The 20,699-nt window shown below is 69.2% G+C and carries 17 protein-coding genes; 8 read left to right on the forward strand and 9 right to left on the reverse strand.

Features of this window, described 5'->3' with window-relative positions; all coding sequences use genetic code 11:
- The first annotated feature begins 85 nt into the window (after positions 1–85).
- Entirely contained in the window at positions 86–760 is a 675-nt protein-coding gene (locus ACFORO_RS04005; protein WP_344269313.1) for a response regulator transcription factor, read from the forward strand.
- Complete coding sequence (locus tag ACFORO_RS04010) at positions 757–1,869, forward strand: sensor histidine kinase (RefSeq protein WP_377869528.1); 1,113 nt, start codon at positions 757–759, stop codon at positions 1,867–1,869. Before ACFORO_RS04005 ends, ACFORO_RS04010 begins: the two co-directional genes overlap by 4 nt.
- Here ACFORO_RS04010 and ACFORO_RS04015 read toward each other — a convergent pair.
- From ACFORO_RS04015 to ACFORO_RS04030, 4 genes are read right to left on the reverse strand one after another with little or no spacing between them, the layout of a single operon-like run.
- The gene (locus ACFORO_RS04015; RefSeq protein WP_377869529.1) at positions 1,819–2,916 is read right to left on the reverse strand and encodes a UDP-N-acetylglucosamine--N-acetylmuramyl-(pentapeptide) pyrophosphoryl-undecaprenol N-acetylglucosamine transferase; all 1,098 of its coding nucleotides are present in this window, start codon (positions 2,914–2,916) and stop codon (positions 1,819–1,821) included. The two genes, ACFORO_RS04010 and ACFORO_RS04015, sit on opposite strands and share 51 nt — an antisense overlap.
- The gene (vanX, locus tag ACFORO_RS04020) at positions 2,917–3,525 is read right to left on the reverse strand and encodes a D-Ala-D-Ala dipeptidase VanX (protein ID WP_377869530.1); all 609 of its coding nucleotides are present in this window, start codon (positions 3,523–3,525) and stop codon (positions 2,917–2,919) included.
- A complete protein-coding gene (vanA, locus tag ACFORO_RS04025) occupies positions 3,522–4,559 on the reverse strand; it encodes a D-alanine--(R)-lactate ligase (protein WP_377869531.1) in 1,038 nt (345 codons plus the stop codon). The genes vanX and vanA overlap by 4 nt, the downstream gene beginning before the upstream one ends.
- Positions 4,552–5,565 carry a D-isomer specific 2-hydroxyacid dehydrogenase family protein gene (locus tag ACFORO_RS04030; protein WP_377869532.1) on the reverse strand — a complete coding sequence of 338 codons (1,014 nt, stop codon included), beginning with the start codon at positions 5,563–5,565 and terminating at the stop codon, positions 4,552–4,554. The genes vanA and ACFORO_RS04030 overlap by 8 nt, the downstream gene beginning before the upstream one ends.
- A 344-nt stretch (positions 5,566–5,909) precedes the next feature.
- On the opposite strand from ACFORO_RS04030, the gene ACFORO_RS04035 reads away from it, so the two are divergent.
- The 6 genes from ACFORO_RS04035 (at position 5,910) to ACFORO_RS04060 (ending at position 15,315) form a co-directional block, all read left to right on the forward strand.
- The gene (locus ACFORO_RS04035) at positions 5,910–9,725 is read left to right on the forward strand and encodes a tetratricopeptide repeat protein (RefSeq protein ID WP_377869533.1); all 3,816 of its coding nucleotides are present in this window, start codon (positions 5,910–5,912) and stop codon (positions 9,723–9,725) included.
- 62 nt (positions 9,726–9,787) lie between these two features.
- On the forward strand, positions 9,788–10,777 hold the full coding sequence (locus ACFORO_RS04040) for a hypothetical protein (protein WP_377869534.1): 990 nt from the start codon (positions 9,788–9,790) through the stop codon (positions 10,775–10,777).
- Positions 10,778–10,926: 149 nt separating this feature from the next.
- Positions 10,927–12,003 carry a hypothetical protein gene (locus tag ACFORO_RS04045; RefSeq protein WP_377869535.1) on the forward strand — a complete coding sequence of 359 codons (1,077 nt, stop codon included), beginning with the start codon at positions 10,927–10,929 and terminating at the stop codon, positions 12,001–12,003.
- On the forward strand, positions 12,003–13,142 hold the full coding sequence (locus tag ACFORO_RS04050) for a toxic anion resistance protein (protein ID WP_377869536.1): 1,140 nt from the start codon (positions 12,003–12,005) through the stop codon (positions 13,140–13,142). Before ACFORO_RS04045 ends, ACFORO_RS04050 begins: the two co-directional genes overlap by 1 nt.
- Positions 13,139–14,752 carry a vWA domain-containing protein gene (locus ACFORO_RS04055; protein ID WP_377869537.1) on the forward strand — a complete coding sequence of 538 codons (1,614 nt, stop codon included), beginning with the start codon at positions 13,139–13,141 and terminating at the stop codon, positions 14,750–14,752. The genes ACFORO_RS04050 and ACFORO_RS04055 overlap by 4 nt, the downstream gene beginning before the upstream one ends.
- The gene (locus ACFORO_RS04060; protein ID WP_377869538.1) at positions 14,749–15,315 is read left to right on the forward strand and encodes a hypothetical protein; all 567 of its coding nucleotides are present in this window, start codon (positions 14,749–14,751) and stop codon (positions 15,313–15,315) included. Before ACFORO_RS04055 ends, ACFORO_RS04060 begins: the two co-directional genes overlap by 4 nt.
- On the opposite strand, the gene ACFORO_RS04065 is transcribed toward ACFORO_RS04060, so the two are convergent.
- The 5 genes from ACFORO_RS04065 to ACFORO_RS04085 all read right to left on the reverse strand — a co-directional run bounded on the left by ACFORO_RS04065 (position 15,269) and on the right by ACFORO_RS04085 (position 20,565).
- Positions 15,269–17,446 (reverse strand): AfsR/SARP family transcriptional regulator, encoded by a 2,178-nt coding sequence (locus ACFORO_RS04065; RefSeq protein WP_377869539.1) that lies wholly within the window; start codon positions 17,444–17,446, stop codon positions 15,269–15,271. The genes ACFORO_RS04060 and ACFORO_RS04065 overlap by 47 nt on opposite strands.
- Before the next feature lie 177 nt (positions 17,447–17,623).
- The gene (locus tag ACFORO_RS04070; protein WP_377869540.1) at positions 17,624–18,019 is read right to left on the reverse strand and encodes a hypothetical protein; all 396 of its coding nucleotides are present in this window, start codon (positions 18,017–18,019) and stop codon (positions 17,624–17,626) included.
- 133 nt (positions 18,020–18,152) lie between these two features.
- Positions 18,153–18,809 (reverse strand): response regulator, encoded by a 657-nt coding sequence (locus tag ACFORO_RS04075; protein WP_377869541.1) that lies wholly within the window; start codon positions 18,807–18,809, stop codon positions 18,153–18,155.
- Positions 18,806–19,960: a sensor histidine kinase gene (locus ACFORO_RS04080; RefSeq protein WP_377869543.1), complete on the reverse strand. Its 1,155-nt coding sequence runs from the start codon at positions 19,958–19,960 to the stop codon at positions 18,806–18,808. Before ACFORO_RS04080 ends, ACFORO_RS04075 begins: the two co-directional genes overlap by 4 nt.
- Positions 19,957–20,565: a DUF1453 domain-containing protein gene (locus ACFORO_RS04085; RefSeq protein WP_377869544.1), complete on the reverse strand. Its 609-nt coding sequence runs from the start codon at positions 20,563–20,565 to the stop codon at positions 19,957–19,959. The genes ACFORO_RS04080 and ACFORO_RS04085 overlap by 4 nt, the downstream gene beginning before the upstream one ends.
- Positions 20,566–20,699 lie beyond the last annotated feature (134 nt).

Below are 20,699 nucleotides of genomic sequence, written 5' to 3' on the forward strand. Positions count from 1 at the left end.
GTTCAGCCAAGTCGAAACGGTGTTGCCGGCGTGTACGCGGTTTCGGATATGCCAGCGATACGCGTCTGCTCGTAGCATCGACGGCATGCGTGTGCTGATCGTCGAGGACGAGCCGTACCTGGCCGAGGCCATTCGGGACGGACTGCGCCTGGAAGCGATCGCGGCCGACCTCGCCGGGGACGGGGACACCGCGTTGGAAATGCTCAGCGTCAACGCTTACGACATGGCGGTGCTCGACCGGGACATCCCCGGCCCGTCCGGCGACGAGATCGCGAAACGCGTCGTCGCGTCCGGCAGCGGCATGCCGATCCTGATGCTCACCGCCGCCGACCGGCTCGACGACAAGGTCTCCGGCTTCGAACTCGGCGCCGACGACTACCTCACCAAACCGTTCGAGCTGCGGGAACTCGTGCTCCGGCTGCGCGCGCTCGACCGCAGGCGCGCGCACAACCGGCCGCCGGTCCGGGAAATCGCCGGACTGAAGCTGGACCCGTTCCGCCGCGAGGTCTACCGGGACGGCCGGTACGTCGCGCTGACCCGGAAACAATTCGCCGTCCTCGAGGTCTTGGTCGCGGCCGAGGGCGGCGTGGTCAGCGCCGAAGAGCTCCTCGAGCGGGCCTGGGACGAGAACGCGGACCCGTTCACCAACGCGGTCCGCATCACGGTCTCGGCGCTGCGCAAACGGCTCGGCGAACCGTGGCTGGTCGCGACCGTCCCCGGGGTCGGCTACCGGATCGACGACGGATCGGCTCGCGGATGATCCGCGAGCCGGGGATGAGCGTCCGGCTCAAACTGACCCTCAGCTACGCCGGGTTCCTCATGCTGGCCGGCACGCTGCTGCTCGGCGCGGTGGGCCTGTTCCTGCTGAACTACCAGGAACGGGCGCTGGAAGTGATGCCGGTGGTGATGGCTCCGTCCGGCCGCGACCTGATCAAGGACTTCGCGCCCGACGCGGCCGTCGTGATGCTGCTCCTGCTGGTGTTCGGCCTGCTGGGCGGCTGGGTCCTGGCCGGGCGCATGCTCGCCCCGCTGACCCGGATCACCGCCGCGACCCGGCACGCCTCGACCGGGTCGCTCGCCCACCGGATCGAACTGGAAGGCCGCGACGACGAGTTCCGCGAGCTCGCCGACAGCTTCGACGCCATGCTCGCCCGCCTCGACGCGCACGTCGCCGAACAGCGCAGATTCGCCGCCAACGCCTCCCACGAGCTGCGCACCCCGCTGGCGATCACGCAGAGCCTCCTCGAAGTCGCCCGCAACGACCCGGATCGCGACGTCGGCGAACTCCACGAACGTCTCCGCGTCGTGAACGCCCGGGCGATCGAGCTCACCGAAGCCTTGCTGCTGCTCAGCCGCGCGGATCAGCGGTCCTTCACCCGGGAACCGGTCGATCTGTCGCTTCTGGCCGAGGAAGCCGCCGAGACGCTTCTCCCGCTGGCCGAGAAGCACGGGGTCGTGATCGAGACTTCGGGAGACATCACTGCCGTTCGCGGGTCGCGTGCGCTGCTGCTGCAGTTGACGACGAATCTGCTGCACAACGCCGTCGTCCACAATCTGCCGGAAGGCGGGACGGTGCAGCTTCGCGCCACTGCCTCCGCGACGGCGAGCACGCTCACCGTGGAAAACACCGGGGAGGAGGTCAGCCCGGAGAAGATCTGGACGTTCACCGAGCCGTTCCAGCGCGGTACCGAGCGGATCCGTCGTGACCACGCCGGGGTCGGTCTTGGGCTGGCGATCGTGAAGAGCATCGCGCAGGCGCATGACGGGACTCTTTCTCTCGCGCCGGGTGTTGCTGGCGGGCTTCGCGTGACGGTGCGGCTACCTGGCGGGGCGATGTCGTTCGGCGATCGTCAGGACGTGCCGGGCTAGGACGGTGTCGGCGTTGGGCGCTCCGGTCGCGGAGGCGCGGGCGGACATCGCCGCGATACGGGCCGGGTCGGAGAGGATCGGGATGAGCGTGGCTTCGATCCAAGCAGGGGTGAGGTCGGCGTCGTTGACGAGCAGTGCGCCACCCGCTGCGACGACTGGTCCGGCGTTCAGGCGTTGCTCGCCGCCGCGGTCCGGGAGCGGGACGAACGCGGCTGGCAGTCCGACGGCGGCCAGTTCCGCGCAGGTCATCGCGCCTGAGCGGCAGATCGCGAAGTCAGCTGCGGCGTAGGCGTACTGCATTTCGTCGACAAACGGCAGGACTGCATACGACGGGTCGTTCGCTTCGACGGTGTGCTGTGGGCCGGTGATGTGCAGGACTTGGACCCCGGCTGCTTTCAGCTGTTCAGCTGCACCGGAGGCGGCGGCGTTGATCGCGGTGGCGCCTTGCGAGCCGCCGGTGACCAGCAGAACTGGGCCGTCGGGGCGGAGGCCGAACTTCCGTCGAGCTGCCTCGCGGGTCGCGAGGCGGTCGAGTCCGGTGATCGCCGGTCGCAGTGGGATGCCGATCGCGGTGCTGTGTTTCAGCCGGACGTCCGGGGAGGCGGTGTACACGTGCGTCGTCATCCGGGCGGCCAGCCGATTGGCTGCGCCGGGACGGACGTTCGCCTCGTGGATCACGATGGGCAGGCGTCGCTGGCGGGCGGCGAGGTAAGCCGGGGCGGCGACGTAGCCGCCGAAACCCACTACGACGTCTGCCTTGACCTGGTCGAGGACCGCTCCGGCGGCGCGGATCGAATCGCGCAACCGGGACGGCGTCTTCAGGAGGGCCCGGGTTGCCTTGCGCGGCAGCGGCGCGGGAGGGATGAGTTCGAGCGGGTAGCCGCGGGCCGGGATGAGCGTGGTGTCCAGGCCGCGGACGGTGCCGAGCGCGGTGACCTCGGCGGCGGGGGCCAGCTTTCGCAGTGCGTCGGCGAAGTTCATCGCGGGCTCGATGTGCCCGGCGGAATGGCCTCCGGCGACGACCACGCGTGGTGCTCTGGTTTCCATCTACGCGACGAGGAAATCGAAGTACGTGTCTGGATAGGGCTCGTCCTTCAGCGTGTAGTGCCACCATTCGGCTTCGTAGGCGGCGAAACCGCAGTCCTCCATAATGGACCGGAGGTGTTCGCGGTTCGCTGCCTCGGTCGCGGTGATGCTGGGTGCGCCGTGGTGTGAGACGACGTCCATCAGGTCGAAGCCGCCGCCCATGGGGAGGAGTTCGCCGGTGTCCAGGCGATACAGCGTCAGATCGGCTGTGCTGCCTCGGGTGTGGCCGGATTTGGTTGCCACGTAGCCGTTTTCGAACATCTGCGATCGGTTGAGGTTCGGGTAGTGCTGGCGTTTTGTGCGGCCGTCTTCGGGCTGTTCCGCCCAGCGCAGGAAGCAGTCGACCGCGCGCTGTGGCCGGTAGCCGTCCCAGATCAGCAGGCCGAAGCCCAGCGTCGCGGCTTTGTCCTGGGCGCTTTGGAGGGCGGTGCACAAGGCGTGGGTGCCGACGATCCGGTTCGCGAGGTAACCGTCGACGGGTTTGCCGGTGAAGTTGTCCCAGGTGGCGTACTTGGCGTCCCAGCGGATCCCGGGCGCGGCCTCGTCCAGGAAGGCGAAACCGTGCTTCATCGCGGCTCCCTGGCCAACGCGAGCGACACCATCCGGTCGAGCATTTCGGGGAACGGCAACCCGGCCGCCGCCATCATCCGCGGGTACCGGCTGTAGGAGGTCAGGCCGGGGAAGGTGTTGACCTCGTTCAGCATGGCGGTGCCGTCTTCCAGCAGGAACAGGTCGACCCGGGCGAGGCCCGCGCAGCCCAGCGCGCGGTAGATGGTCTGGGCGGTCGCCTGGACGCGGGCGCGCGCCTGGCCGGAGATGTCGGCGGGGACGAGGACGGTCGAGTTCTCGGAGCCGCTTTCGGGATTGTCTTCCTGGTGGATCTTGAAGAAGCCGTGCGACAGCCGGATCTGGTCCGGTTCGCCGACTGTCAGCTCCGCGCCGTTGCCCAGCACCGCGCAACCCACCTCGCTGCCTTCGACCGCTTCCTCGATCAGCACCTTGGAATCGAACTGCGCTGCCTCAGCGATCGCGCCCGGCAAGTCCTCCTCGCGCGAAACCTTGGTGACGCCGAACGACGAACCGGACCGGGCCGGTTTCACGAAGACGGGGTAGGTGAACTTGCTGGCGTCGACGTTCTCGGCCGCGGTCCCGGCCCAGAAGTTCGGCGTGGCGATGCCCGCGCTGTCGACGACCAGGTACGCGAGGGATTTGTCCATGCACAGCGCGGAACTCTGCACGTCACAGCCCGCGTACGGGATTCCGGACAGCTCCAGGAGGCCCTGCGTCGCGCCGTCCTCGCCGAGCTTTCCGTGCAGCACCGGCAGCACCACGTCCAGCCGGACCGGTTCGTATTTCCCCTGGTCCTCGACGAGCAGCCCGTGGACGCTCCGGTCCGGCGACAGCATCGCCGGGCGTCCGCCGTCCTCCCACGCTTCGCCGGGTCCGTCGCACAGCTTCCAGGAGCCGTCCTTGGTGATCCCGATCCAGTACGGCTCGTACTTTTCCGGGTCGAGGTTCTTCGCGACCTCGCGCGCGGATTTGACCGAGACGGGGTGTTCCTCGGAGATTCCCCCGAAGATGACGCCGACCTTGAGTTTAGTCATGGTTCGTCCAGCTTTCGAAATTCAGGCAGTTGAGGAGACTGTTTTCCACAGCGTCGCGCAAGGCGTGGTCGGTGTAGTACGCGGTGTGCGGGCTGATCAGGACGTTCGGCAGTTTCTGCAGCCGCGCCAGATTCGTGTTTTCGATCGGTTTTCGGCGGCAGTCGGCATAGAACATCCCTTCCTCCCCTTCGAGGACGTCCAATGCCGCGCCGCCCAGCCTGCCGCTTTCCAGTGCGGACAGGAGGGCTTCGGTGTCGATCAGCCCGCCGCGGCCGGTGTTGACGACGATCGCCCCGGGTTTCAGCTGCGCGATCCGCGGCCGGTTCAGCAGGTGGCGGGTCTCGGGCGTGAGCGGGGTGTGGAGGGTGACGATGTCGCTCTGCCGCAGCAAATCGTCGAGGGGAACGTAGTCCGCCGACGTCCGCGGGCGGAGGTCGTAAGCCAGCTTCTGGCCGCCGAAACCCCACAGCCGGTCGATGACCGCCGCGCCGATCCGTCCGGTTCCGATGACGCCGACGGTGAGGTCGCGCAGTTCTTTTCCCGGCAGATCGCTTAACCGGTAATCGTGCGCATCCGTCCGGCGGATGAGCGATTTCGCGTTGCGGATGGCCATCAGCATCAACATCAGCGTGTAGTCAGCGACGCTGTCGGGCGAGTATGCGACATTTTCCACCGTGATGCCGATTTTCTCGGCGTACGCGACGTCGAGATGATTGCACCCGATGCTCCGCGTGGAGAGATATCTGACCCCGACCTCGCCGAGCGCGTGGAGAGTCGCGTTGGTGATGCGGGTTTTGTGGCTGACACTGACGCACCGATTCCCGGCGGCGAGCTCGACGTTGGCTTCCGACAGCGCCGCCGAGGTGACAGCCGGTGCCACCCCCAAACGAGACACCGCCTCCCGGACCAAGGCGGCTTCGTCGGGCCCGCACCCGTAGATCGTGATGCCGGTCGCCGGAACCAGCGACCGCGGCCCCGCGGCACGTGCCGGTTCGCGGTAGGTCATGCGTGCCAGTCAAGGCAGAACGATGTTGCCAGCACGTATGCGGTTTCCGATACGCGGACGATATCTCCGGCCCAGCGAAGAAGGAAAACCGCACCGTGTGCGGCAACCACCGATGTGATAGCCACAAATCCGGGAGCGATACCACTGTTTTCGCAGTTCAGGCACCCGGGTGTCGTCGTGGACCGGCACGGGCGCGATATCGGGCAACTCTTGTCCAGTGGCAACAAACCGTGCGACCGTTGAACGCACGGAACGATCTGCCCGGACCATGCCGGTCGTTCGAGGTGGCGGGCCGGTGGCGGCGCTGGGGGCGTGAAGGGCGGACGCGCAGGGGAGTAGCGGCAGTGACGGCGGTCGTGGCAGTGCATGTCCCGCGCCGGACGGTTCTGGACGTCGTCTTCGTCCACGGACTGGACGGCGATGCCCGCGCGTCGTGGCGCTGCGGCGGGGACGGCACGTTCTGGCCGCGGTGGCTGGCCGCGGACCTCGCCGGCGTCGCGGTCTGGACCGTTGGGTACGAGGCGTGGTCGAGCGGATGGCGCGGCCAGTCGATGCCGGTGCCGGACCGGGCGGTCAACCTGATGGCGCAGCTGCGGAACGCCGGTCTCGGCGAGCGTCCGTTGTGCTTCGTCACGCACAGCATGGGCGGGCTGCTGGTGAAGGAGATCCTGCTGCACGCCGCTGAAAGCCGGACCGATTTCGCGTGCTTCGCGAAGGCGGCGACGGGCGTCGTCTTCCTGAGCACACCGCACACGGGCTCCGGGCTGGCGCGGGCGGTGGACGCGCTGGGCGTGCTGTACCGGGGCACGCCCGCGGTCGAGGACCTGCGCCGCAACGGCGCGTACTTGCGGCAGCTCAACGACCGCTACCGGGATTGGGCGGACGAGACCGGCATCGCCAACCTGGTGTTCTTCGAAACGCGCCTGACCCGCCGGGTCCGGGTGGTGGACGAGGCGTCGGCCAATCCCGGGCTGCCGAGGGTCCGCCCGATTCCGGTGGACGCGGACCACGTGGGCATCTGCAAGCCCGAGGACCGCGAGTCGCTCGTCTACGGGCAGGTCAAGCGGTTCGTCCTCGGCCTGCTGCCCGGGCAGGGCGGCGGCCGGTCGCGCCCGGCGGCGGTGCACCGGACGATTCTCGTCGCCGACGTCGAAGGGTTCAGCGACCGGAGCCGGACCAACCGGAACCAGCTGTCCGTGCGCGACGCGATGTACCAGACGCTGCGCCGGGCGTTCCGGGAAGCCGGCATCCCCTGGGAGGCGTGCTACCACGAGGACCGGGGCGACGGGGTGCTGGTGCTCGCTCCCCCGGAAGTGCCGAAGGCGGCGTTCACCGAATCGCTTCCCGGCGCGATCGTCGAAACCCTGGAGGTCCACAACCGGGTCGCCGCCGCGGAAGAACAGATCCGGTTGCGGCTGGCGGTGCACGCCGGCGAGGTCCACTACGACCAGCACGGCGTGACGTCGAACGCGGTCGTGCTGGCTTTCCGGCTGGTTGATTCGCCTGCGCTGAAGTCCGCGCTGGCCGGGTCCTCGAGCGTTCTCGCGATGATGGTCTCGACGTGGTTCTTCGACGAGGTCGTGCGGCACAGCCAGAGCGGGCGCGCGGAGAACTCCCGGCCTTTCGCGGTGCCGCTGCGGGAAGGCCGGACGACCGGCTGGGTGAGCCTGCCCGGCGATCCGTGGCCCGCCGACGGGACCGGCGAACCCCCGGGCCTCCTCGCTCCGCCCGCCGACCAGCCTTTCCGGTACCCGCCGGAGCGGGAAGGCGGCGTGAACGGCCAGCTGGCGAAACGCACGCTTCCCCGCGACGCTCCCGCGTTCACCGGCCGGGCCGCGGAACTGGAGAACGTGCTCAACGAGGTCGCCGACGCGGTCCAAACCGGCCGCATGGTGGCCATTCACGCGATCGACGGCATGGCCGGAGTCGGGAAAACCGCGCTCGCCGTGCACGCGGGCCACCTTCTCGCGGACCGGTTCCCGGACGCGCAGCTGTTCCTGCGGCTGCACGGGCACACCCCGGGCGAGCGGCCGGTCGGACCGGCGGACGCGCTCGCGTCGCTGCTGACCCTGATCGGGGTGACCGCACAGCAGATGCCCGCGGAGCTGGACGCCAGGGCGGCGCTGTGGCGCGACCGGCTGGCGGACAAGCGGGCGCTGCTGATCCTGGACGACGCGCTGAGCCACCAGCAGGTCGAACCGCTGCTGCCCGCGACGGCCGGATCGCTGGTGATCATCACCAGCCGCCGCAGGCTCATCGCCCTGGACGGGGCGGTTTCGCTGGCGCTCGACGTCCTGCCGGCCGAGGAGGCGTCGGCGTTGTTCGTGCGGCTTTCGGGCAGGCCGGTCCGGCCCGAGGAGAGCGAAGCGGTCGAGCGGGTCGTGCGGCTGTGCGGATGGCTGCCGCTGGCGGTGACGCTGCTGGCGGGACGGCTCCGCAGCCGTCCACAGTGGACAGTGACCGACCTGGCTGACGAACTGGACTCGACGCACGACCGGCTCGGGCGGCTGCGCGCGGAGGACATCGAGGTGGCCGCGGCCTTCGATTTGTCCTACCGCGAACTCGGCCCCGGCCAGCAACGGTTCTTCCGCCGCGTCGGCCTGCACCCGGGGCCGGAACTCGACGCGCACGCGACGGCGGCGATGGCGGACATTCCGGTGGCCGAGGCCGGTGCGCACCTCGGCGCCCTCTACGACGACCACATGCTCGAGGAGCCGGCCTTCGACCGCTACCGGATGCACGACCTGATCCGCGAGTACTCCCGGAACCTCAGCCACAAGGACGGCCAGCAGGAGGCGGAACGAGCGGTCGGCAGGCTTTTCGACTACTACTGCGACACCGCCGCCGACGCGGCCGCGCGCATCGCCAAGGACGTGACCACCGACGGGCTCCGGGAAACCCGGTCGCTCCGGCGGCGGGCGGCCCGCGACACCCGGGTGGCCAACAGCATCGAGGCGTGGCGGTGGATGCGGGTCGAGTCTGTCAACCTGCTCGCCTGCGCCGACCACGCCATCCGGCACGGCTGGCATCAGCAGGTCGTCGATTTGTCGGCGTGCCTGGCCAAATTCCTCTATATCGCCGGGCCGTGGGACCGGGCGTCGCGGCTGCACCAGTCGGCGGTGCGCGCGGCGGAGCACAACAGCGACGAGGCGGCGCGGGCGCGCGCGTTGAACCATCTGGGAGGCGTGCAGCGGCGCATCGGCGACTACCAGTCCGCGGCCGCGTCGCACACTGCCGCCCTGGAGAGTTACACGGCGCTGGGAGACGAGGCGGGACAGGCTGCCGCACTCAGTCAGCTCGGGGCTGTGCGGCGCTGCCTCGACGACTATCCCGGCGCCGCCGAGGCCTTCCAGCGCGCGCTCGCCATGGCGATGAAACTCGGCGATCGCAGCGGGGAAGCACACGCACGCAACGAACTGGGCATCCTGTATCTGGTCAACGGCGACTACCGGGCCGCGGTCGGCTCGCACGAGCACGCCTTGAGCATTTACGAGGAGCTGGACGACCTTCTGGGGCAGGCGGACGCCTGGAACGAACTGGGGGTCGCGCGGCGGGCGATCGGCGATTTCCCCGGCGCGGTCGACGCGAACACCCGCGCGGTCGGCGGCTTCCGCAGGCTCGGCGACGGTTTCCACGAATCGTTCGCGCTCAACAGCCTCGCCGTGGCCTGGCGGATGATCGGCGAACCGCGGAAAGCGGCCGCCGCGCACAACGAGGCGCTGGCGATCTCCCGCGCGCTGGGCGACCGGCTCGGCGAAGGGTTCGGACTCAACGAACTCGGTGCGGCGCTGCGTCTTCTCGGGGAACTCGAGTCCGCGGAAAAGTGCCACACCGAGGCCTTGGACATCTTCTCCGAGCTGGGCAACCAGCTCGGCAAAGCCGAGACGCTGAACCACATGGGCGCGCTGCTGCTGGCGACCGGGCAGGCGGAGTACGCGGGCGAGCGGTACCGGAGCGCGCTGCCGCTGGCTCGCGAGGTGAACAGCCCGCTGGAAGAGGCACAGGCCTTGGCCGGGCTCGGCCGCTGCGCGCTTTCGCGTGGCGATCAGGATGCCGCGCGCGACTGCCTGCGCGCCGCGCTGGAGATCTTCGACCGCATCGGCTCGTCGGAGGCGGATTCCGTCCGGAACTATCTTCGCTTCGGCCGTGGATCGCCTTGACCCTCGCGCGGTTCGGGGGAATTCGGTGGAGTTCGCGGACTTGAGCGTGGTCGGATACCCGGATGCGAGAGCGGGAGCGGAAGTACGCCGAGCGCCGGGCGAAGGTCTTGGCGCTGCCGACTGTTCCTGTCTGGCACCATGCGCGAATCGTGCCGCCGCAGCGGGGAGATGTGCGGATTTCGGAGTCGATCGGGCCGTTCGGCGAGTTGATGGCGCTGTGGTCGGCCCCCGGGAACCAACTGGAGAGGTTTCCGCGCGCGCCCGAGTCGCGGCCGACGGCGGTGCGGGTGACCGTGCACGTGCCGGAGATGGCGGTCGCCGCGCGGATTCCTGATCTTCGGCTCGCGTACCCGCAGGTGCAGCCGCTGCCGGACGGTCGCGTGCTGGTGGTCGGCGCCCGGTGCACGTGGCGGCCGGAAAGCCCGGACCGCAACGCGATCGTCTACGGCCTCGACGGCGAGGTGCTGGCCGAGCAGACCTTCGGCGACGGCATCCTGCACGTGCAGACCACGCGGAGCGGCGAGACCTGGGTCGGCTACTTCGACGAAGGCGTCCTCGGCTCGAACGGCTGGGGCGGCGACGGCGCCGCGTCTCCCGTCGGCCAGAGCGGGTTGGTCCGGTTCTCGGCCGGCTTGGCTGAGGAATGGCATTACCCCGGGTCCGTCCGGGCGGCGTGGGGCAACTTTCTGGATTGCTACGCACTCAACGTCGACGGCGACACCGCCTGGACGTGCTACTACACCGATTGGCCCGTCGTCCGGATCCGCGACGACGGCGTGACCGGGTGGACCAACGGCATCAGCGGTGCCACCGCCTTGGCAGTGCACGGTTCCCGGGTGGCGTTGTACGGCGGCTACGAGCCGTTGCGTGATCGGCTGGTGGCCGGGGTCCTGGACGACGGCCGCTTCCGGGTGACCGGCGAGTACCGGCTCGTTCTGCCCGACGGACAAGAGGTGCCGCGGCAGGCGAGGGTATTCGGGAGGGGCGCGGAGCTGCACCTCGTGAGCGGAGACGACTGGTTCCGGATCAGCCTCGACGACCTCCCGGCGTAAGAAAATCCCCGCCGCCAAACGGATTCCGCCACCGCGCCACCAAAGACCCCGGTTGTTCATCGACCGTTCACGCCGAAATCCCCGTGCCGGGCGTCAAAAGCTGAAGGATTCGGGAAGAACGCGTCGGGGGACGTGCGAGAGGGTGGGTCGTGAAGCGCCGGTTGTCGATCGGGCTGGCTGTGGTTTTGGTGCTCGCCGTGGTGGGGGTGGTCGTCTGGGGGCGGTCCGGCGACGACCGCGCGGCCGGCGGCGGGATTACCGTCGTGCGCGGGGTGATCGGGTCGGAGAAGCAGGCTTTCTTCACTGATCAGCGGGTGGTGGACGCGTTCGCCAAACAGGGGCTGAAGGTCGAGGTCGACACCGCGGGGTCGCGGCAGATCGCGACTGCCGTGGACCTCGGGAAGTACGAGTTCGCGTTCCCCTCCTCGTCGCCGGCGGCGCAGAAGATCCAGCGCGACAAGAAGGTCACGACGGTCTACACGCCGTTCCAGTCGCCGATGGCGGTCGCGACGTTCGAGCCGATCGTGCAGCTGCTGAGCGGCAACGGCGTGGTGCACAAGGGCGCGGGCGACTACCAGGTGCTCGACATCGCGAAGTACCTGCAGCTCGCGGGCACCCGCTGGGATCAGCTGCCGAACAACACGGCCTACCCGGTGCGCAAGAACGTCCTCGTGACCACTACCGACCCGCGCGAGTCCAATTCCGCGGCGATGTATCTGTCGATCGTTTCGTTCGTGGCCAACGGGAACAATGTCGTCTCCAGTCCGGACCAGGAGGCGAAGGTGCTGCCGCAGGTCGCGAAGTTGTTCCTGGACCAGGGGTATACCCAGAACAGCACCGAGGGGCCGTTCGAGGATTACCTTTCGGCGGGCATGGGCAAGACGCCGCTCGCGTTGATCTACGAATCGCAGTACGTCGACCGGGTGCTGCGGAACGACGGCTCGATTCGGCCGGACATGCGGATGCTTTACACGGCGCCGACGGTGTATTCCAAGCATACCCTGGTTCCGTTCTCCGCCAACGGAAACAAGGTCGGCCAGGCGCTGTCGACGGATCCGGAGCTCGGCAAGCTCGCCGCCGCCTTCGGGTTCCGTACGACGAATCCCCAGGTGTTCCGCGAGGTCGCCGCGCGGGCCAAGGTGCCGGGCGAGCTCGTCGACGCCGTCGAGCCGCCGAGTTTCGAGACCCTGGAACGCATGCTCGACGCGATCCAGAAGCAGTACTGATGGACGAATTCACCCTCACCCCGCCGGAACCGGTGGCGGCGGTGCCCGTGGAACGCGCGGCTGGCCTCATCACGCTCGGCGACGACACCCGGGCCGGGATTTCCCAGCGGGCCGAAGAATTCGCCTCGCGGCTCGAAGCGCTCGACGTAAAGTCACCCGAGTTCACTGCGCTGCTTGACGAAATCCTCGCGGTCGGCGAGGCGGACATGCGCACGGCGGCGACCGTCGCGGGCACGATGCTGGACCGGTCGACAAAGGCACTCGACGCTGCTCGTTCGCCGCAACAGGAAGTGACGACCAGCCTGACCGAGTTGCGCCGCACGGTCGCGGAACTCGATCCGGCGAAGCTGCCGATCACTGGCCGCAAACTGCTCGGGATCTTCCCGGCGGCGGCCAGTGCGAAGCGGGCGCTTGACCGGTATCGGGCGGCGAACGAGCCGGTGAACGCGCTGGTCCGCGAGTTGCGCGTGCGGCAGGACGTCCTGCGGCGCGACAACGCGGCGATCAAGGGCGAACGCGAGCGGCTTTGGGCGACACTGGGCAAACTGGCCGAGGCCGCCGCGTTCGCTGAGGCGGTCGACGGGGCGATCGATCGGCAGGCGGGCGTCTTCGATCTGACGGATCCCGCGCACGCCAACGCTTTGCGCGCCGACCTGCTGTATCCGATCCGGCAGCGGCACCAGGATGTGCTGACGCAGTTGGCCGTGAGCGCACAGGGGTATCTCGCGCTCGATCTGGTGCGGCGGACCAACGACGAGCTGATCCGCGGCGTCGAGCGGGCGGCGACCACGACGGTTTCCGCGCTGCGCGTCGCGATGCTGGTGAGCGCGGCGCTGGCCAACCAGCGTGACGTGCTCGACGAGGTCAACGCGTTGCAGGCGACCACCAACGGCCTGCTGCGGGCGAACGCGGAGCTGTTGCAGTCGCAGAGCGAGGAAATCCGCAAGGCTTCGAGCGACCCGGCGATCGCGGTCGACACCCTGCGCGAGTCGTTCGACCGGATCTATTCGGCGTTCGACGCGATCGACGGGTTCAAGGCCGAAGCTGTGTCGCGGATGGCGTCCACTGTGGAATCCCTGTCCGGGGAGCTGCGTCGCGCGGAGGATCGGCTGCGCCGGTCGCACGAGGGGGAGCTGTGAGAAGACTCGGCGTACTGGCGCTGGCCGCCGCGCTGCTGGTGACTGGTTGTTCGTCGGCGGAACCGGCCGATCCGGGCCAGCCCGCGGCGGACACCTTGCGGGTGTTCGCGGGCAGCGAGCTGGCCGACCTGCAGCCGGTCCTCGATGAAGCCGCGAAGGCGACCGGGGTGCGGGTCAAGTTCACTTTCACCGGCACGCTGGAAGGCGCGGAGGCGCTCGCGAAGGGCAGTGTCGACGGGAAGTACGACGCGGTGTGGTTCTCCTCGAACCGTTACCCGGCAGGCATTCCCGACGCGAACAAACGGCTCGGCAACCAGGCGAAGATCATGCGTTCGCCGGTGGTGCTCGGGCTCTCGGCACCGGTCGCGCAGCGGCTCGGCTGGGACAAGAAATCGCCGACCTGGGGCGACATCGCCGTGGCGGCCGGGAAGAAAGAGCTCAGCTACGGGATGACCGACCCGTCGGCGTCGAACTCCGGGTTCTCCGCGCTCGTCGGGGTCGCTTCGGCGCTCGCCGGCGCGGGCACGGCGATCGATGCGAAGCAGATCGAGGCGGTCACGCCGCAGCTCACGCAGTTCTTCAGCGCGCAGCAGATGTCGGCGGGCTCGTCGGGCTGGCTGTCCGATGCGTTCCAAAAGCGGGCGAGCGGGCAGGATCCCGGGCAGAAGGTCGACGGGCTGGTCAATTACGAGTCCGTCCTGCTGTCGTTGAACGCCTCGGGCAAGCTGCCGCAGCCGCTGACGCTGATCTACCCGGCGGACGGCGTCGTCACCGCCGACTACCCGCTCACCCTGCTCAACGGCGCGAGCGACGCCGCGCGCACGGCGCACCAGAAGCTCTCGGACTATCTGCGCACGCCCGATGTGCAGCGCCGGATCATGACCACGACGCAGCGTCGCCCGGCTGTCCCTGGCGTACAGCTCGGGCAGCAGTTCGCTTCACACGACCTGGTGGAGCTTCCGTTCCCGGCGACCCAGCAGGCGGTCGACGCGCTGCTTTCCGCTTACTTCAGCAAGATCCGCCGCCCGTCGCGGACGTTGTACCTGCTGGACACGTCGGGGTCGATGCGGGACGGCCGGATCGAGGCGCTGCGTTCGGCGTTGTCCGGGCTCACCGGCGCGGACAGTTCGCTGGTCGGCCGCTACCGGCAGTTCCGCAGCCGGGAAGAGGTCACGATGCTGCCGTTCAACACCCAGCCGGGGATGCCGACGACGTTCACCGTGCCCGAGCAGTACCCGCAGCCCGAACTGGCGAAGATCAAGGACTACGTCGGCGGTCTGACGGCCAACGGCGGCACGGCCATCTACGACACCCTGCGGCACGGGTACCAGGTGCTGGAGCCGCTCGTCGCGAAGGATCCGGACCGCTTCAACTCGATCGTGCTGATGACCGACGGCCAGAACGAGAACGGCTCGGACCTCGCCGCGTTCAAGGCGGCGTTCGGCGCGCTGCCGCCCGCGATGCGGCAGATCCCGGTGTTCACGGTCCTGTTCGGCGAGGGCAGCGGCGACGAACTCGGCCAGGTCGCCGCACTGACCGGCGGCAAGGTCTTCGACGCCAGGAACGTGCAGTTGGCCAGCGTGTTCCAGGAGATTCGCGGGTACCAATGAGACGCTGGTTCGGCTCCACCAAGAACCTCTTCGGCTGCGTCGGCGCGCTGACCGGGCTGCTGCTGTACGTGACCGGTGTGATCGGTCCGTTGTGGCTGATGTTCGTGGTCCTCGCCGTCCTTTACGCGGCGGGCGCGCTGCTAGGCCCGCCGGAGAAGGTGCGGCTGGTTGTCGACCCGTCGGTCGAGGCAGCCGAGGTCCGCTCCTCGCTGGACACTTTGGTACAGACGGCTTCTGGTCGGCTTCCGGAGTCCACTATGGACGCGGTGCGGCGAGTGGCGGAGATGTTGTCGGATCTGCTCGCGGATCCTCGACGGCTGGCGGGGAATCCGGATTTGCAGCATCGGGTGTTGTTGCTGGCGCGGACGGATTTGCCGTTGTCGGTTCAGACGTATCTCAACTTGCCGAGGTGGTTCGCCGCGCATCGGGGCGAGGCGGGGCAGGAGTTGGCGACCCAGCTGGGGTTGATCGAGCGTCGCACGCATCAGCTGGCGGAGGAGTATTACGCGGCGGAGGTCAACCAGCAGAAGGACCAGACGCGCTACCTCGGCGAGGAGCCGTAGCGAGACCCGGCGGGGCCTGCCACCGGGCGAGGCGGTCGTAGAGCCGGGACAGCCGGACTTGGAAAGTCTCCAGCGCCCAGGCCAGTTGCCAACCGGCGGGGTTCCGTTCGAGCGTGGTCGCGGTGTGCTGCGCGGCGAGCAGGCAAGCGTGCTCCGTGTTGCACCAGGCCAGAACCGCCAGCGCGTCGGGCAGCGGATGGAGCAGGACATCCGGTGCGGGCGGATCGAGCGGGACCGAGTCCTGGCGCGGGTTCAGCAGCCGGTCGGCGGCGTGGGCGGTGTGCGTGTAGAAGTACAGGATTCGCCGCAGAGCCGCGTCGCGCGCGTCTTCGGCGAGGGTGTGCTGGGCGGTTTCGCTGGCGTACAAGCGGACCAGGTCATGCATCCGGTACCGGCCCGGAACGTGTTGCTGTACCAGGGAGGCGATCTCCAACTCGCGCAGGACCGTTCGCAGTTGGGCAGCGGGAAGTGCCGCCAAAGCCTCGGCGGCGGCCAGGCTGATGTCCGGGCCGGGAGCGATGCCCAATAGACCGAAAAGCCGCGTCGCTTGCGGGCTGAGTGCCCGTACTGACCAGGACAGCACCGCGCGCAGATTCACGCGCAGGCCACCGGCGTTCAGGCCGTCCAGCCGGGCAGAGGCGTCGCGCAGTTCCTCGGCCAGCACTGCCAGCGGGAACGTCGGGTGGTGCTGGGCGCGGGCGGCCACGATCCGGACTGCCAGCGGCAACCCGGCGCACATCGTGAGCAGGTCGGCGACCGTGTCCGGTTCGGCGGCAAGCCGCTCCGGACCGAGGTGTCCGGCCAGGAGTTCCCGGGCGTCGGAGTCCGGGAGCACGTCCAGGTTGAGCAGGTGGACGCCGTACAGCGCGGCGAGGCCGACCAGATGGCGGCGGCTGGTGATCAGGACGGTGCAGGTGGGAGTGCCCGGCAGCAGCGGCGTGACCTGGTCGATGTCGCGGGCGTTGTCCAGTACGAGCAGCATCCGTTTCCCGGCCAGCAGGCTGCGGTAGAGCCCGATCTGCGCTTCCAAGTCGACGGGGATCGCGGACGGGACAACGCCGAGGGCGTCCAGGAATCCGCGCACTGCCTCGGCAGCGGCCACGGGCTGCCCGGTGGGATCGAAACCGTGCAGGTTGACGTGAAGTTGCCCGTCCGGGAACCGGCTGAGCCGCTGATGCGCCCAGTGCAGCGCCAGCCAGGTTTTGCCGATCCCGCCGGTGCCGCCGATGGCCACCGTGCCAGCCAGGTCCATGTGCCGGTCCAGTTGGACGAGTTCGCCGCTGCGGCCGGTGAACAGCCGAGGCGGGCACGGCAGTTGCCGGGGGACCGGTGGCCGGGTCGCGGGTTCCGGCGCGGGCGCGGCCAGCGCGGGATCGGCGGCGAGGATCTGCTCGTGCAGCTGACGGAGCGGACGGCTGGGGTCGGTGCCGAGCTCGTCGGCCAGAACGCGTTGCAGGCGATGGTAATGCTGCAGCGCCTCGGCTTGGCGGCGGCTGCGGTAGAGGGCCAGCAGGTACTGCCCGGCGAGGCGTTCGTCGAACGGGTGACTCGCGGTGTCGGCTGCCAGTTCGGCGAGCAGTTCGGCGTGGTTGCCTTGGCGCAGCCGGATATCGGTCAGGTCGAGGCGGGCGGTTCGCTGGCGTGCGGTCAGCGCGGCGCGCAGCGAGCACAGCCACGGGATGTCGGCCGCGGCGGCGAGATCGGAGAAGGGCTTGCCTTGCCACAAGGACAGCGCCTGTTCCAGGGCGGTCGCGGCGAACTGGTCCGCGTGGGAGTCGCGTTGCGGTGCGTTGCGGGCCTGTTCCAGCAGTGCGTGGAAACGGTGCAGATCGATCGCGTCCGGTTCGACGGAAAGCCGGTAACCGCAGCCGTTGCGGGTGAGCGCGACCTCCGGAATCGGAGCGAGCACCTTGCGCAGCAACGGAATGTTGTGCTGCACCGCCCGGCGCGGCTGCCGGGGGAGCGCGCCCTCGGGCCAGACGCGGTCGATGAGCTCGTCCATCGCGACCGTCTGGTTGGCCTCGGTCAGCAACACCGCCGCCATGCAGCGCAACTGCTGATGGCCGAGTGCGACCGCGCGGTCGTCCACCGTCACGCCAACAGGGCCGAGCAGACGGAATCGTACCGTCATCGTCATCACCCGTGAGCCGGTCGCCGGACCAAGACTTCTTGTGTCTAGCGGCAGTTGCCCGGCTCGGGCAACTGCCGAGGCGGATCTGCGGCGCTACGGGCGAGCAGTTTCGGCCAAGCGGACCGGGAACGCGTCCGGGGCGGCCCGCCGGATGGCCGCCCCGGAACGCTTTCCGGACTAGGACAAGGCTTCCCAGTTAATGGTCCGCAGCGGGACGCTCCCGCAGGAAAGAATGAAACGGTAGGTGGTGCCCGCGCGCATGACCGGACCGTAGGACCGGGAATTGTTCGAGCAGACGAGGTAAACCCGCATCACGCCGACCTGGACCGAGCACTGGATGGCGACGACGTGGAACGGGGCCCGGGAGAAATAGCTGCAGTTGAACACCGGCGGCGTGGTGTCCGGTGCCGCGACGGCACCCGCTGAGCTGAGGGTTCCGGTCTGCGTTACGCCGGTCGGGGCCGCGGTGGCGACGCTCACGCCCGCGAACAACGCGACGATAGTCAATGCGATGGCGAGGAACGGCTTGGCGGCTCTTTCGGAAAGAGAACCGGGGCCGGTGAATCGAACCATAACGAATATTCCTTCGCGCCTGGGAGCACCTCGGGCGGTGCGCCTCGCGACCCATGCTGTCCGGTCGCGGCGTCGCGGATGCGGCATCGATGCGTCATCGCGGAAACCGCGACAAACCCTTGCCCGGCTTCAGTTATTGCTGGCGCTGACCGTTCTGATAGTTGAGTGCGTAGCGGACCGCGTCGGCGCGCGAGTGGAAACCGGCTTTGGCGAAAAGGTTGTTGATGTGGGTTTTCACGGTGGCCTCGCTGATGACCAATGCGGCCGCGATTTCCGGATTGCGCAGGCCGTCGCCGATCAGGCCGAGGATTTCCCGTTCGCGCGCGGTCAGCGCGAGCTCCGGTTCCGCGCGCGGGGCCGGCTTGGCGGCCAGCGCGAGCAGCCGCCGCTGCACCTCCGGCGAGAGCACGGTCTGGCCCTGCGCGGCGGTGCGCACGGCGTGCAGGATCGTGGTGCGGTCGGCTTCCTTGGTCAGGTAGCCGCTCGCGCCCGCCTGCAGCGCGGCCAGGATCGATTTGTCGTCGTCGAACGTCGTGAGCACGAGCACGGTGGTGTCCGGCTGGGTTTCGCGGATGCGCCCGGTCGCGCCGACCCCGTCCAGCACCGGCATGTTGAGGTCCATGAGCACGACGTCCGGACGGTGCCGCCGCGCCGCTTCGACGGCTTCGGCCCCGTTGGTCGCGGTCGCCACGACGTTGACGTCTTCGGCGAGGTCGAGCATGACCGCGAGCGCCTCGCGGACGGTCGCCTGGTCGTCGACGACAACGAGGCTGATCGGGCGGTCGGTCATCGAGGCAGCTCCAGTTCCACGGTCCAGCCGTCGCCGGCCGGGCCTGCTCGCAGGGTGCCGCCGAGCAGGGCGGCCCGTTCGCGCATCCCGACGAGCCCGACCCCGGAACCGCCGGCCAGTTCGGCGCGCAGCGGTTCGGTCGCGGGCCCGTTGTGCACGGTCAGCCTTACCTGATCAGCGGTGAAGGCCAGCCGCAGGCTGCGGGTCGCGCCCGGCGCGTACTTGGCCGCGTTGGTCATCGCCTCCTGCGCCGCCCGGACCATGGTGTGCGTGGTCTCCGGGCCGACCACCCCGGCCTCGCCCTCGATGGCGAACTCCGCCGACGCGTGTTCGGCGAGTTGGCACAACGTCTCAGACAGCGGCAAGGTGTCTTCGCGCAGCGCGTGCACCGCGCGGCGGGTCTCGGTGATCGAGTCGACGGCGATGGCGCGTGCCTTGCGGACCGCGGCAGCTGCCTCGTCGTCGCGGCCGCTGTCGCGCAGTGCGTCGGCCATGTCCAATTGCAGCGCGATCCCCGAGAGCGAATGACCGAGCACGTCGTGAATCTCGCGCGCGATCCGGCCTCGTTCGACGAGCGCGGCCTCGCGCGCCTCGGACTCGCGGGCGCGCTGGGCCGCGTCCGCGGCGAGCTGCGCGTTGCGAACGGCGTCAAGACGGTCGTGGTGCGAGATGCCGACGGCGACCGGCAGGCCCACGGTCAGCGTCACCCACACCGGCCACACCGGGAAGCCCGGTGACAGGTGTCCGACCGTCCAGGTCGCGGCGGCCGCGACGGCGGTGCCGGCGACCGCGATGGTCACCGCGGCCCGGCGGGACGCGAGCTTGACCCCCGAGGCGGACGCGGCGACGAACGGGAACATCGCCGCGAACGTTCCGTGTGTCAGCGGCAGGAGCAGCGCGCCGAACAGCATGTAGGCGCTCATCACCCCGATCTGCCGGTGCTCGGACAGCCGGGTCCAGGGCAGCAGCGAGACGATCCCGGAAACCGAGGCGAGCACGAACAGCGGCAAGGCCAATGGCCGGTACGCGATCTGCGCGTCCGGCCACTGAACGGCGGTGCAAGCGATGGCGGTGAGGACGAGGACGGGCTGGATCAGCTCGTCCCGGTACTGCCCGAGAAGCGACAGCGACCGCTGGTCCGGCGTGCTCATGGGACCAGGTTCCTCCTCGTCGGGGCGGCGTCGTGGGCGGACTGAGTGTTCCACTCCGCCGGACGGCCGTTGAGGTTGCGCTGGATGTCGTCCAGCAGCGGCGAGGTCTGCCCGGGAGCGCCGTCGCTGCCCTGGGTCCACATCACCTGGTGCCCGGCGCGCAGCGCGCGGTAGAGCACGACCAGCCCTTCGGCGAGGATGCCGACGCCGATGGTGAGCAGCATGCTGTTGGCGACGCCGCCGGCGTCCTGCGGGTCGAACGCGTCGAGTGCGAGGTTCACGCCGATCTTGACCACGATGTTCGCCACCCACAGCGCGACGGTGAGCGCGGTGTAGCGGACGAAGGCGGTGCCGTCGCGCCGGGAGATCCGGACGCTCATCCCGCGCAGGACGCCGAGGGCGACGCTGACCGCCGCGGTCCCGACGAGGAAGACCATCGAGGCGGGCGTCTTCACCTCGCCGGACAAAGTGCTGAGGCCGACGACGGACAGCACCGCGGGCAGGATGAGCATCTGCTTGGCCTGCGCGGGTTCGCCGATCAGCCGCCGCACCATCAGGTAGCCGATCGCCGCCACGATCAGGACGATCTCCACGGGTCCGCTCATGAGTTGTTCCTGCCTTTCGCATCCGTTCCGATGCCGAGAAAACTACGGAGGAACGGCTTCGAAGTCGTGCGGTGCGCGGGGTATCCCCGGGTGGAGAAATCCCTCCACCCGAGCCGGTTTTTCTCCACCCGGGA

The organism is Amycolatopsis halotolerans (genome assembly GCF_042647905.1).
Taxonomy (GTDB): domain Bacteria; phylum Actinomycetota; class Actinomycetes; order Mycobacteriales; family Pseudonocardiaceae; genus Amycolatopsis; species Amycolatopsis halotolerans.